This window comes from Thermoanaerobacterales bacterium (assembly GCA_030019475.1).
In the GTDB taxonomy this organism is placed as follows: domain Bacteria; phylum Bacillota; class Desulfotomaculia; order Desulfotomaculales; family JASEER01; genus JASEER01.
In genome coordinates this window covers 24,220-37,213 of sequence record JASEER010000012.1, presented here as the reverse complement: position 1 = coordinate 37,213, position 12,994 = coordinate 24,220, and the positions used below count along the sequence as shown (strand labels likewise).

Here is a 12,994-nt window from a genome sequence, read left to right as displayed (position 1 = left end):
AAAAAAAGCGAAAAATAGATGTGCAGTGAGATAAGGAATGGGCTCCCTCCCACTTCCCACCTCTCACCTCCCACATCTCAAATTTCCGGTGGCTATGGCGGAGGGGTCACACCCGTTCCCATCCCGAACACGGCCGTTAAGCCCTCCAGCGCCGATGGTACTGGGGGTTCCCCCGGGAGAGTAGGTCGCCGCCGGAACTATCTTCGAAAACCTCCTGCAGTAAGCAGGAGGTTTTCACATATGGATAATCTTTTAGGAGCCCGAAGGGACTCCTCTAGTGACGAAAGAGGGCTTTTTTGAGCGATCGTACACGTCTGTTACGCCATTACTTTGGGACAAGTCACGAGCTTGTGGGCTATAAACCCTGGGAAGGGTTGCAAACATCAGCGGGGGTTGTTACGGTGTTCACAAAGTCCGGAGGAGGTGTTAGTTGATGCTGACGCGGGAAGAGGTCTCTGAACTCATGTCCTTGCCGGACAGGGAGTATTACTATTGCAGCCTTTACCTGGACGTTGACCCGGCAACCAATCCGCGGGCGGAGTACGTGACACGTCTTAAAAATCTATTGCGCGACGCCGTACCCGCTGTGGAAGACCGGGAACAACGCTACGCCTTGGCCTATGACCTGGAGAGGCTGGCCAATTATGTGGCATTGGCCCGGAGCGACTTTAAGAAAGGCCTGGCCATCATTGCCTGCGGTCCGCTCGGCGTTTGGCGTGAATATCACCTGGCCATTCCTGTAAGGGACGTCCTGGTGATCGACCAGCGGCCGTACTTAAAACCGCTTTTTGCCTTGCTCGATGACCACCAGCCTTATGTCATCGTGTTGGTGGACAGGCGTTCGGCACGGCTTTTCCTTGTTCAACTCGGTGAGGTGGTGGAGTATACCGAAGCGAGCCGCGACGATATCCCGGGGAAACACAAGAAAGGCGGCTGGTTCGCCCTGAGCCAGACGCGCTACGCGCGCCACATAGAATATCACGTGGACCGTCACCTGGAGGGCGTGGCCGACTTGCTGCAGACGATGCTTTCCTCCGGCTACATCGGCCGCATCGCTATTGCCGGGCCGGTGGAGGCTGTGTCTCGCTTCCGGTCGTTCTTGCCGGCCGAAGCGGAAAGCAAGATCTTGACCTTCTTCAAGGAAGAGACGGTTGTTGACCGGGGTGACTTGCTGACCACGACCCAGTCGGTGATGAGTGAGGTGGAAAGGGCGATGGAAGACCAATTCGTGGAGGAGATCACGGCTGCGGTCGCGGAGGGCGGAAGGGCCGTCATCGGCCTCGACGATGTCGCTTTCAGCGCGGTGCAGGGCAGGATCCGGAAGCTGGCCGTTACCTCGGGCTACCAGTCCGGCGGGTACCGCTGCCAGGATTGCGGGCAGCTGTTTACAACGGCGGATGGCGATTGCCCATTCTGCAACGGCATGATGGAGGAAATCCCGCGTCTTGTCGATCTCGTGGTACAGATGGCCGCGGACCAGGGGGCCCTGGTGGAGGTCGTCCGCCAGGGGCATCCCGCTCTAGCCCGGGCGGGGTATATCGGCGCCATACTGCGCTACTGACGCGGGCTATCCGTGATCTTTTGTGTCCCACAGCAACGGTAACCGCTCCCCGGCTGGCGGTGAAACGCCAGGGCTGGCGGTTGACGTCCGAAGGAGCCAGCCGGGCGGCTTCCAGGGCGGCATCCATCCAGGACGGCCGCTCCTCCTTTTCAAGTCCCCGGACCAGTTGTTCAAGAGGATGCCGGCGGTGGTTACGGCCAAAGCCGGCCATCACCTTTTCCTCCAGCGTCCAGCCTTGAGAGACGCAGCCGAGGGGAGTGACGGCCAGGACTCGTTCCGAGGGGCCCAGGCCGACGAGGGATGCGACCGCCCCCGGGCGGAAGAAGGCGCCGACCCAGCAGGTGCCCAGTCCAAGGGCCGTGGCCTCCAGGACGATTCCCTCCCCCGTGTAGCCGACGTATTCCTGCACATGCGGGCTATCCACAAGGCCGACGAACGCGGCAAAGGCCGGCGCGCCCTTGACCTGGCCGTAGTGGCCCACAGCGCCCCGGAAGACCTTCTCCGCGGGGGCTTCACCAGGACGGCCCGCGCCTCAGCAAACGGCCGGAACTCCTCACAGACCCTCTTCAGTTCCTTGAGTTGGGCCGCCTCCAGCGGGCGGGGGTCGTATCGCCTCCGCGACCGCCGCAAGGCAATGGCGGCATACCAGCGCGCCACGGCAACTCCATGCCTAACCCCCTTCGATACCAACCGAGGTATCTCAACCCCCGGCGAAAAGATCTTAGAATGCCAGCGGTTGCTTGTCAAGGAACGTACAGCAGGCAGGAAACGGTTGCCAACCGTCTAAATTAATGAAGGGCGGTGTCAGAGATTTTCAAAGAGGCGGCTATGGGGGTTACATAATGGAAGCGGGGTTCCTTCTAGTTCTTGGCGGCTTTATTCTGGGTGCCGTCGTGGGGTGGCTCTGGGCCGGGGCGCGGGCGCGCCCCGCGGAGAGCGTGGCGGCCGAGCTGAGGGCGCAGATGGAGGCTAAAAGCGGAGAACTGGAAGCCTTGCGCGCCGATCTGGATCGAGAGCGGGAGGCGCGGGTGGCCGCCGAGACGCGGCTCGAGGAAGCGCGGTCCGCGCTGGAGGCGGAGAAGGCCATACTTTCAGAGGCGCAGCAGAAGCTCACGGACACCTTCAACGCCCTCTCGGCCGAGGCCTTGAAGAACAATAACCGCCTCTTTCTGGACCTCGCACGGGAAACCCTGGAGAGCCAGCTGTCGGTGGCCCGGGGCGACCTGGGGCGGCGCCAGGAGGCCATCGCCGGCCTGGTTCAGCCCATCAAGGAGGCCCTGGAACGTTACGAGGCCGGGATCAGGTCTCTTGAGCAGGTTCGGCAGGAAGCCTACGGGGGGTTGAAGAGACACCTGGAGGAACTGACCGCCACGCACCAGCAGCTGCAGAAGGAAACGGCCCGGCTCGTGCAGGCCCTGCGCGCCCCGCAGGTGAGGGGGCGGTGGGGCGAAATCACTCTCCGCCGGGTGGTCGAGGTCGCCGGAATGAGCCGGTACTGCGACTTTGAGGAACAGACCTCGGTGACCACGGAGGAAGGGCGCCTGCGCCCGGACCTGACGATACAATTACCGGGCGGGCGGACGGTTGTGGTTGACGCGAAGGTCCCGTTGAAATCCTACCTGGAGGCCGTCGAAACGGCGGACGAGGCCGCCCGCCAGGCGGCTCTGGCCCACCACGCCCGTGCCGTAAGGGAACACATGCGCGCCCTGAGCGCAAAAAGCTACTGGAGCCAGTTCAAGCCCAGCCCGGACTTCGTCGTCCTCTTCCTGCCGGGGGAGTCCTTCTTCAGCGCCGCCCTTGAGCAGGACCGGGGGCTGATCGAATACGGGATCGACAACCGGGTCATCCTGGCCACCCCCACCACGTTGATCGCTCTTCTACGCACGGTGGCCCACATCTGGCAGCAGGAGCAACTGGCCGAGAACGCGGAGCGCATCGCCCGCGAGGGAACGGTGTTATTTGACCGCCTGGTCGTTTTCTCCGAACACCTCGGTAGGATGCGGGACGGGCTGTCCAAGGCCGTGCAATCCTACAATGCGGCCGTTGGTTCATGGGAGGGCCGGGTCATGCCCGGGGCCCGGCGATTAAAGGAACTGGGCGCGGGGAACCCGGAAAGGGAGCCGTGCCTGCTGGAGCCGGTGGATACCGCCCTGCGCCAGGCGACGGGGACCGGCGAAGCCCCGTAACGGTATTGCGGCTTGGGGGGTGGTGAATATCAGATGGGCGATTCCTGCACGGCCTGCTAACGGCATCTGGCTAAGGAACACGGACGGGACCTGACCGTGGCTACTTAAGAACCCTTAATATTTACGCCCGAGGGTCAAGCGTGCTAAGATGGGTTTAGATCATTTTGTTTTGGTATAGGGGGTTGGTTTGTGGCGGAGAGAGAGTTGGCGGCCAAGTTGACGGAGTGGCTTGACAAGCAGCTGCGTGCCGCCGGAGCGGAAGGCTTTGTCGTCGGCCTGAGCGGGGGCATCGATTCCGCCGTGGCGGCTGCCCTCTGCCAGCGTGCGAGGCCGGAGCGCACCCTGGGCATAATCATGCCGTGCCACAGCGACCCGCGCGACGCTGAGGACGCGCGCCTCCTGGCTGAGACTCTGGGGATCCCCTATAAGACCATCGTCCTGGACGATGTTTTTGAACAGTTCTTGAAGGTATTGTGCGGGGAAACCTACGATCCCGCCGGCTGTGACCTGACGATCGCCAACATTAAGCCGCGCCTGCGAATGACTACCCTTTACTTCCACGCGGCGCGTCGCCGTTCGCTGGTTGTCGGGACCAGCAACAGGAGCGAGTTAATGGTTGGTTACTTCACGAAATACGGTGACGGCGGGGCGGACCTGTTACCCCTGGCCAACCTGGTCAAGGGCGAGGTCTATACTCTGGCCTCCGCGCTTGGCGTGCCGCAACGTATTATCGAGCGTAAGCCGTCGGCCGGACTCTGGCGAAACCAGTGCGACGAGACCGAACTGGGGGTTACTTACCGCGAGTTGGATGACTACCTCCTACTCGGTAAGGGCTCACCGCGCGCCCGTGAAATCATTGAGGGCTGGATTGCGAAGAGCGAACACAAGCGCATGATGCCCCTGATCCCCCCGGTGTAAGAAGCGAAGTCTATTCTGCGGCTTGAGGTGGATCGATGTCCGGACATTCCAAATGGGCCAACATCAAGCGGCGGAAGGCTGCCGTAGACGCCAAGAAGGGAAAGGTTTTTACACGTTTGGCACGGGAGATCATCGTTGCCGCCCGGGAGGGCGGCGGCGACCCGGAGGCCAACTTCCGCCTTAAGGCGGCTATTCAGCGCGCGAAGGAAGCCAACCTCCCGAATGAGAACGTTTTGCGCGCCATCCAGAAGGGAACGGGCGGCGGCGAGGGGGCCGGCTACGAGGAGGTCGCCTACGAGGGTTACGGCCCCGGCGGGGTGGCGATGCTGGTCTTGACGATGACCGACAACCGCAACCGGACGGCGGCCGATATCCGTCACCTCTTCTCCAAGCACGGCGGTAACCTGGGGGAGGCCGGCTGTGTGAGTTGGCTCTTCGAGCCCCGGGGGCTAATCATTATTGACCGGGCGCGGACGGATATCTCCGAGGACGAGCTGATGCTCGCGGCCCTGGAAGCCGGGGCGGATGACGTACAGACCGAAGAGGACAGCTTCGAGGTCCTGACCAAGCCGGAGGACTTCAATGCGGTACGCGCGGCGCTGGAGGCCCAGGGCCTGCCGATCGCCGAGGCGGAGTTGACCCGCATTCCGAAGACGACCGTGCCGCTGAGCGGAGAGGAAGCCGAAAAGGTTAACCGGCTGATCGAGGCCCTCGAGGATTATGATGATGTCCAGGAGGTCTACACCAACCTGGAGGAGCAGTAGATCGGAAAATTAGAAACTAGAAATTAGAAATTAAATCGGTAATCGGTGATTGGACGGGGCTGTCGTGGGGCGGCCCCAAGTATTTTCCAGGTCCTTCCCGGCAATAACTAGCACAAAGAGTATGCTGGAGGAAGGACCCAATGCGAAAAAAGGTAGTTGCCCTGATCGTTCTTTTGGCGGCTCTCGCCGGGGCCGGGGCGGGGCTCGCCTACCGTCATGTGGACGTGGCCCGCTTGCTGAACCGCGGCGATATGGTCACCGCGGACACCCGGGTGATCGAGGAACGGGTATACCTGTGCGGCGACAGCGCCACGGTGCGGGACGGCCCGGCGGTGGACGAAATGGTGGGACTGGACCTGGCCGGCCTGCTCGAGCGGTACCCGTCGGCCGAGGGCTGGTCGGTGACCCTCAACCTGCCGGAAAGCCTACTCATCACGCGGCACGCCCAGGAGTTCTGCCCCGCGCACGCCCCGTTGCGCCACCTGGGCCTTTACGGGGACTATGTGGCGGTATATGAAGGGCCTCTCGGCCATAACGAGCGGTTGTGGCGCGTCTCGGAAACGCCAGCCGGCCTTTTGCCTCCTGACCTGCAGGAAAGGCTTAAACAGGCGATGGCCTTTGACCGGCAGGTGCCGGCCGTAAAGGCGGAGCTTCGTCAGGAGTTCGAGTTCACCAATGAGGATGCGGCCGCCGCGGTTTTGGAAAACCTTGATGAACTGCAGGATTAGCTCAGCCGGCTGTCGAACAAGTGGGCCGGGAGGAGATGGCGCATGATCGTTCTGGGCCTCGACCCCGGGATCGCCCTCACGGGTTACGGGGTGCTCATTCCCGCGGAAGGCGCGTCCTTCCGCGTTCTGGCTTATGGCGCCCTGACCACCCCCTCGAATCTTGCGTCGCCTGACCGGCTGCGTCGTCTTTTTCGCCAACTAACGGATGTCTTTGCCGAACACCGGCCGCAGGAAGTCGCAGTGGAACAGCTTTTTTTTAACCGTAACGTCACTACGGCCCTGACGGTGGGGCAGGCGCGGGGCGTGGCCCTCCTGGCGGCCGCGGAGGCGGGCGCCGCTGTATTCGAGTATTCCCCGGCGCAGGTCAAGTCCGCCGTGACGGGCTCCGGGCGGGCGGTCAAAAGGCAGGTGCAGTACATGGTGCGGGCGATCCTCAACCTCCCTGAAATTCCTCAGCCGGATGATGTGGCCGACGCGCTGGCGGTGGCCGTGTGCCATTGTTACCGGCGGGGAGGGAGATGGGGCGGATGATTGCTTTCCTGGAAGGAAGGTTTTTGGCCGCCGAGGCCGACGCTGTGGTACTGGCGGTCAACGGCGTCGGCTTCCGCGTTTTCGTTTCGCCGGAGTTGATCGGACGGCTGCCGGCGATAGGAGAAACGGTACGGCTTTACACCCACCTGGTGGTCAAGGAAGACGCCCTCGAGTTGTTCGGCCTCGGGAGCGAGGCGGAGAGGGCGGCCTTTTTACGCTTGCTGGGTGTCAGCGGTATCGGGCCCCGGACGGCTCTGGCCGCCGTGGGAAGGCTCGGGCCGCAGCGCCTGTGGCAGGCTATTGTCCAGGAGGACACCGCGCTCCTCTGTGCCGTCCCCGGCGTGGGTAAGAAGACGGCCCGGAGGATGATCGTGGAATTGAAGGACCAGGCAGCCCAAGCCGAGGCGGCGCCGGCGGGCGGCGCCGCCGGCCTGTCGTCGGCGGTGGGCGACGCGGTGGCGGCCTTGATCGCCCTTGGCTACGGGACGGGTGAAGCCCTGGACGCCGTAACGGCCGTTGCGGGTTCCGGCGGGGATGACGCCGGTCAGGACACGGCCGAGCTGGTGAAGAAGGCGTTGCAGCGCTTGGGACGGACTTAGGGGGGGCGGTATGATGCGTGAAGAGGAAGGGAAGGAACGGATCGTGGCCGGCCGCCTCCGCCCGGAGGACGCGGATGAGTCCGGTCTGCGGCCCACGACCCTCGACGAGTTCATCGGCCAGGGACAGGTTAAGGAATCGCTGCGCCTGTTCATCGACGCCGCCCGCTCCCGGGGTGAGACTCTGGATCATGTTCTTCTCTTCGGACCGCCGGGATTGGGCAAGACCACTCTGGCGCACATTATTGCCAGGGAGATGGGCGCCAGCATCAGGGTCACATCCGGTCCGGCCATTGAGCGTCCCGGGGATCTGGCGGCCATCCTGACGAACCTGGAGCCCGGGAATATCCTGTTCATTGACGAAGTGCACCGTCTGAACCGTGCGGTGGAGGAGATCCTCTACCCGGCGATGGAGGACTTCGCCCTGGACATCGTCATCGGGAAGGGGCCCGGGGCGCGGTCCCTTCGGCTTTCACTGCCCCGCTTCACCCTGGTCGGGGCTACGACCAGGGCCGGCATGTTGACCTCCCCGCTTCGTGACCGCTTCGGGGTCATCAGCCGCCTGGAGTTCTACAGTGAGGATGAGCTGAGAGCGATCATCTTCCGCGGGGCGGGGATTCTCAAGGTGCCGATCGATGAAGAGGGGGCCGGGGAGATCGCCCGCCGTTCGCGGGGCACGCCCCGGGTGGCCACGCGCCTGCTTAAGAGGGTGCGCGATTTCGCGCAGGTCAGGGGTGACGGGGTCGTCACAGGTGAGATCGCCGCTTCGGCCCTCGATTTCCTCGGTGTCGACAGCCTGGGGCTTGACGGCACCGACCGGCGCCTGCTGGCGACCCTGGTCCAGGCCTTCGGGGGAGGGCCGGTGGGCCTGGATACCCTGGCGGCGGCCACCAGCGAGGACGCGGGGACCCTGGAGGACGTCTGCGAACCCTACCTGCTGCAGGTCGGACTGATGGCGCGCACGCCGCGCGGCCGTGTGGCCACGCCGGCGGCCTACCGGCACCTGGGGCTGGCGGCTCCGCAGGAGCAGCGACAGGATACATTGTGGTAGACTGATAATGTAAAAGACCCCTGAGCCCGGAGTGCCCTAGGAGTAGTTCAGGACAGTAAGGGATGGACGGCGCGTGAAGACGCTTTTGCATATCTGCTGCGGCCCCTGTAGCATCTACCCGTTGGAATGGTTGCGTACCGAGGGGCACAGAGTGCAGGGTTACTTCTTCAACCCCAACATCCACCCCTACACGGAATACCTGAAGCGGCGGGAGACGCTGGAGGCGTACGCCGCCCAGGTGGACCTGCCCCTTATCGTCGCCAAGGACTACCGCCTGGAGGACTACTTCCGCCACGTGGCCTATCGTGAGGCCGAACGTTGCCGCCTTTGCTACACCCTGCGTCTGCGGCAGGCGGCGGGTGTCGCCCGGCGAGGCAAGTTTGACGCTTTCACCACGACCTTGCTCGTCAGCCCCTTCCAAAAGCATGACCTGATCCGCGCCATCGGCGAAGCCGCCGGACGCGAATTCGGTGTCTCCTTTCTTTACCACGACTTCCGCGAGGGCTTCAAGGATGCCACGCAGCGCTCCCGCGACCTCGGGATGTACCGTCAGCAATACTGCGGCTGTCTCTTCTCGGAGTACGAGCGTTACGCGCCGGGTCGCAAGAAAGACAAGGGGGGACGTTAGCCTTGGACCTCTTTAACAGCATGGCGAAATTCCTGCTCATCGCCGGTGCGGTGCTGCTCGCGGCGGGAGGCCTGATGCTGCTCCTGGGCAAGATCCCGGGTATCGGCCGGCTGCCGGGCGACATCTTCATCCAGCGCGGCAATTTCAGCTTCTACTTTCCCATCGCCACCGGGATCATCCTCAGTATCATCCTTACCGTTTTGCTGAACCTTTTCTTCCTTTGGCGGCGCTAAAAAAAACAGTGCGAGGTCATGCCCGTGCCCAAGGTTCTGACAGTAAAACACATGGCCCGCTGTATCGCGTGCTACTCCTGTATGCTGGCCTGCGCGCGCGCCGTTTACGGTGACTATTCGCCGTCCCACAGCGCCGTCCAGATCCGGACGCGCGGCGGCCTGCAGAGCAAACTGGCCGCGGACGTCTGCATCGGGTGCCGGGATGCCCCTTGCGCCGCGGCTTGCCAGGCGGGGGCCCTCCTCCCGCGGCCGGGCGGAGGGGTGAGATTCGTCCGCAACAAGTGCAGCGGGTGCGGGGCCTGCGTGGAGGCCTGCGTGGTGCGGGCCATCCGTCTCGATACGGACGGTCGGGCCATAGTCTGCATTCAGTGCGGGACGTGCACGCGTTTCTGTCCCCATGACGTGCTGGTAATGGAGGAGAGTGCGGCCGATGCTTGACGCCAACACTGTCCGGGTTTTGTATATCGACCTCGGCCGGCGGGAATGGCGGGTGGACGAGCGCCCGGAACTGGCCCGCTACCTGGGCGGGGTCGGCGTGGCGGCCAAGCTCTTTACTGAAGGCCTGGTGCCGGACGCGGAGGCTTCCGCGCCCGAACAGCCGGTTGTCCTGGGCATCGGCCCCCTTACCACGGTCTTTCCCCTGGCCACGAAGACGGCGGCCGTCTTTCGCTCGCCCCTGACCGGCGAATGGGGGGAAAGCTACGCGGGCATGCGCCTGGCCATGGCCCTGCGCTTTGCCGGCTACGATGCCGTCTACCTGACCGGTAGGGCCCAACGGCCGGTCTACCTGGTTGTGGACCGGGACGGGGTGTCGTTCAAAGACGCCAGGGGCCTCTGGGGGCTGGACTGCGAAGAGACCGGCCGGTGCCTGCGCGAGTGGGAGCAGGGGCGCGGTTTTCGGAGCATCGTGCGGATCGGCCCGGCCGGGGAGCGGGGGGTGGCCTTCGCCGGGGTCAACGTCGATACCGTCCGGCATTTCGGGCGTCTGGGCCTGGGCGCGGTGATGGGGGCGAAAAACCTGAAGGCGATGGTGGTCCACGGGGAGAAGAGTATTCCCATCCCGGACCGCCGGGCCTACCGCGCCGTGTACGAAGAGATCCATGCGCGCGCCGTGGATACCGAGGTGATGGAAAAGTATCACGGGCTCGGCACGGCGGGGAATGTCTTGAGCCTCAACGCGATGGGCGCCCTGCCGACACGTAACCTGCGGGAAAACCGGTTCGAGGGCGCCGAGCGGATAAGCGGGGAAGCCTTCGCCCAAAAGACATTGATCCGTAAGCTTGCCTGTCCCGGCTGCCCCGTGGGCTGTATCCATGTGGGCCTTTACCGCCGGAGTTTCGCCGAAGGGCACGAATACGAAAGCATAACGCTGGCCTACGACTACGAACTGATCTATGCCCTGGGATCCTTCCTGGGACTTTCCGAGCCGGGGGATGTCTATGCCTTGATCGAAGCGGTCGAGGCCCTCGGCCTGGACGCCATCTCCAGCGGGGTTGTCCTGGGCTGGGCGACCGAGGCCCTGGAAAAGGGGCTGATCCACACCGCGGACCTCGGCGCCGAGTTGAGGTTCGGGGACCTGGATGGGTACCTTGCCGCTCTCCACGGGCTGGTGGAGCAGCCCACCCCCCTTTACGCCGTTCTCGCCCGGGGCCTGCACCGGGCGACGGCCGAACTGGGCGGGCGGGACTTCGCCTGCTTGTTGGGGAACAATGAAATGGCCGGCTACCATACCGGCTACGCCTTCATCCTCGGGCAGACCGTCGGGGCGCGGCATTCCCACCTGTGCAACGCCGGCTATGCCCTGGACCAGGAGCCCGGGCTGGGGGAAGACCCTGAAGGGGTCGTCGACCGGCTGATCGCGGAGGAAGAGTGGCGGAACGTCTTAAACTCCCTGGGGGTCTGCCTCTTCGCCCGCAACATTTACGACCCGCCGACGGTCGTCCGGACGCTGAACGCCCTTGGTGTCCCGGCGGGGGCCGAGGACCTGGCGCAGCTCGGGGCGGAGATCTTCGACCTGAAGCTGGCGGCCAAAAAACGCATGGGTTTCGATCTTTCGCATGTCACCGTTCCCCGGCGTTATTTCGAGACGTCCACCCTTCAGGGAACGTTGCGTGAGGATGTCCTGGGGGATCTTCTGAGCCGTTACCGCGCGCGCATCGCCGCACGCGCTTAATAGGGCTTCCTTTTCTGCCTGAACGCGGGTTTTCTGCCATCCGGTGGCAGGAGACCCGCGTTTTGTGTCGAATGCCAAGAGAGGGACGGGACAAAGACAGGGGAGGCATTGATTTGGCTAAGCGAGTCAAACATTCAGGCCGGAAGGGAACCTTCCTCATCCTGGCCTGTTTGCTTGTCTTGCTGCTCGCCACCGGAACGGCGGCCGGCGTCCGCGGCGAGGAACCTCTGGTCCGTGTGGCCCTGCTCCAGGGTGTCTCCGACGTGAGCTTCCGGGCCGGGGAGGGCTATACCCTGGTCAACACAGCCTCCGGAGCGTTAATTGCCGACTGCGCCGCCGGCGAAACGTGGCAGGTCCGGCCGCGGGGGGACCGGCTGCAGGTGCTGCGCGGCGGTGAGACTCTGGGGACCTTCTCAGGACCGGTGGTCCTGCGCGGTGCTAAGGGAAAGCCGGTGACCGTCGCCGGGGCCGGAGGAAGGGATGGCGAAGTCTCCCTGGACTCCGGCAAGACGGCCGTGACCGGCGAAGGCCGCCTGGCATCTCTTCCGCCAGCCGGCTCTTATACTGTCCGCAGCGCCGCCGGGATGACGACATTGGAAGGCGGTTCTGCTGTACAGGCCACTTTTGCCCTGCAGGTTGAAGGAAGCTACCGCCGGTACCGAGGGGACCTCGTCATTAAGAATACAGGCGGCGACACCATTCTGGCGGTAAACGAGCTGCCGGTGGAGCAGTACCTTTACAGCGTGGTACCCAGCGAGATGCCGTACGGCTGGCCGGCGGAGGCCTTGAAGGCCCAGGCGGTGGCCGCCCGGACGTACGCCCTTGAACGGGTGAAGGCCCGCAACAGGGACTACGATGTCGTCCCCAACACGGGAAGCCAGGTGTATCACGGTGCCGAATGGGAGCGGCCGGAAACCACGGCGGCCGTCGAGGCGACCCGGGGGGTGGTCTTGGTGCATCGCGGGGAACTGATCGCCGCTTTCTTCCATTCCAGCAGCGGGGGGTGCACTGAAGACGCTGAGGACGTTTGGACCGCCCGGCTGCCCTATATCCGCGCCCAGGACGACCCCTACGACAGGAATCCAGCGCATTACGGCTGGCAGGTCAGTTATTCGGCTGATCAACTGGCGGCGCAGATGGCCGCCAAGGGGTTCATCTTCGGTGAGCCGTTGCCGCCGGAACCCAGCCGCGGCCGTATAGCCCAGACCGTGCTCGATATCGAGGAACTGGAGCGGACATCGACCGGCAGGCGGGTCGAAAAGGTGCGGGTGACGGGGTTGGATCCCTACGGGCGTCCCGCCCAGCTGGAGATCTATAACGCCGACCGGGTCAGGATCGCATTCGGCCTGAAGAGTTCCTATTTCACAATGATGAAAAAGACCGACCGGAGCGGGAGGCTTTTGAGTATTACCTTTACCGGCAACGGCTGGGGCCACGGCCTTGGGATGAGCCAGTGGGGCGCCCGGGGCATGGCCGAAGCCGGCTTCAGTTACGGCGATATTTTGCGCCATTATTACGCCGATACAGAGATTGTGACGAATTACGCGTACTAGGTTTCACGATTCGCCCAAATAGTATATTTTTACACCCCGGTGTTAATAGACTAATACCGGGGTGTTTTGCTC

14 protein-coding genes and 1 rRNA gene are annotated in these 12,994 nt (G+C 63.7%); all 15 read left to right on the top strand.

Annotated features, from left to right (window positions below; translation table 11 throughout):
• Window positions 1-84: 84 nt before the first annotated feature.
• The 15 genes from rrf to QMC81_04870 all read left to right on the top strand — a co-directional run bounded on the left by rrf (window position 85) and on the right by QMC81_04870 (window position 12,922).
• Window positions 85-197, top strand: a 5S ribosomal RNA gene (gene rrf, locus QMC81_04940).
• Window positions 198-433: 236 nt separating this feature from the next.
• Window positions 434-1,561 (top strand): Vms1/Ankzf1 family peptidyl-tRNA hydrolase, encoded by a 1,128-nt coding sequence (locus QMC81_04935; GenBank protein ID MDI6906823.1) that lies wholly within the window; start codon window positions 434-436, stop codon window positions 1,559-1,561.
• A gap of 187 nt (window positions 1,562-1,748) precedes the next feature.
• Complete coding sequence (locus QMC81_04930) at window positions 1,749-2,348, top strand: hypothetical protein (protein ID MDI6906822.1); 600 nt, start codon at window positions 1,749-1,751, stop codon at window positions 2,346-2,348.
• Between the two features lie 55 nt (window positions 2,349-2,403).
• Window positions 2,404-3,747 (top strand): DNA recombination protein RmuC, encoded by a 1,344-nt coding sequence (gene rmuC / locus QMC81_04925; GenBank protein ID MDI6906821.1) that lies wholly within the window; start codon window positions 2,404-2,406, stop codon window positions 3,745-3,747.
• 189 nt (window positions 3,748-3,936) lie between these two features.
• Window positions 3,937-4,665: an NAD(+) synthase gene (gene nadE, locus QMC81_04920; protein MDI6906820.1), complete on the top strand. Its 729-nt coding sequence runs from the start codon at window positions 3,937-3,939 to the stop codon at window positions 4,663-4,665.
• Window positions 4,666-4,700: 35 nt separating this feature from the next.
• Entirely contained in the window at window positions 4,701-5,429 is a 729-nt protein-coding gene (locus tag QMC81_04915) for a YebC/PmpR family DNA-binding transcriptional regulator (GenBank protein ID MDI6906819.1), read from the top strand.
• A gap of 140 nt (window positions 5,430-5,569) precedes the next feature.
• Entirely contained in the window at window positions 5,570-6,157 is a 588-nt protein-coding gene (locus tag QMC81_04910; protein ID MDI6906818.1) for a hypothetical protein, read from the top strand.
• 42 nt (window positions 6,158-6,199) lie between these two features.
• Window positions 6,200-6,688, top strand: coding sequence for a crossover junction endodeoxyribonuclease RuvC (ruvC, locus tag QMC81_04905; GenBank protein ID MDI6906817.1), 489 nt, complete (start codon window positions 6,200-6,202; stop codon window positions 6,686-6,688).
• Entirely contained in the window at window positions 6,685-7,287 is a 603-nt protein-coding gene (ruvA, locus tag QMC81_04900) for a Holliday junction branch migration protein RuvA (protein ID MDI6906816.1), read from the top strand. The genes ruvC and ruvA overlap by 4 nt, the downstream gene beginning before the upstream one ends.
• Window positions 7,288-7,300: 13 nt before the next feature.
• Window positions 7,301-8,335, top strand: a complete 1,035-nt coding sequence (gene ruvB / locus QMC81_04895) for a Holliday junction branch migration DNA helicase RuvB (protein MDI6906815.1) — start codon at window positions 7,301-7,303, stop codon at window positions 8,333-8,335.
• Window positions 8,336-8,408: 73 nt separating this feature from the next.
• Window positions 8,409-8,963, top strand: coding sequence for an epoxyqueuosine reductase QueH (locus QMC81_04890; GenBank protein MDI6906814.1), 555 nt, complete (start codon window positions 8,409-8,411; stop codon window positions 8,961-8,963).
• Between the two features lie 20 nt (window positions 8,964-8,983).
• Complete coding sequence (locus tag QMC81_04885; GenBank protein MDI6906813.1) at window positions 8,984-9,196, top strand: DUF2905 domain-containing protein; 213 nt, start codon at window positions 8,984-8,986, stop codon at window positions 9,194-9,196.
• 24 nt (window positions 9,197-9,220) lie between these two features.
• Window positions 9,221-9,634: a 4Fe-4S dicluster domain-containing protein gene (locus QMC81_04880; GenBank protein MDI6906812.1), complete on the top strand. Its 414-nt coding sequence runs from the start codon at window positions 9,221-9,223 to the stop codon at window positions 9,632-9,634.
• On the top strand, window positions 9,627-11,369 hold the full coding sequence (locus QMC81_04875) for an aldehyde ferredoxin oxidoreductase family protein (GenBank protein MDI6906811.1): 1,743 nt from the start codon (window positions 9,627-9,629) through the stop codon (window positions 11,367-11,369). Before QMC81_04880 ends, QMC81_04875 begins: the two co-directional genes overlap by 8 nt.
• A 113-nt stretch (window positions 11,370-11,482) precedes the next feature.
• The gene (locus tag QMC81_04870; protein MDI6906810.1) at window positions 11,483-12,922 is read left to right on the top strand and encodes a SpoIID/LytB domain-containing protein; all 1,440 of its coding nucleotides are present in this window, start codon (window positions 11,483-11,485) and stop codon (window positions 12,920-12,922) included.
• The last annotated feature ends 72 nt before the right edge of the window (window positions 12,923-12,994 follow it).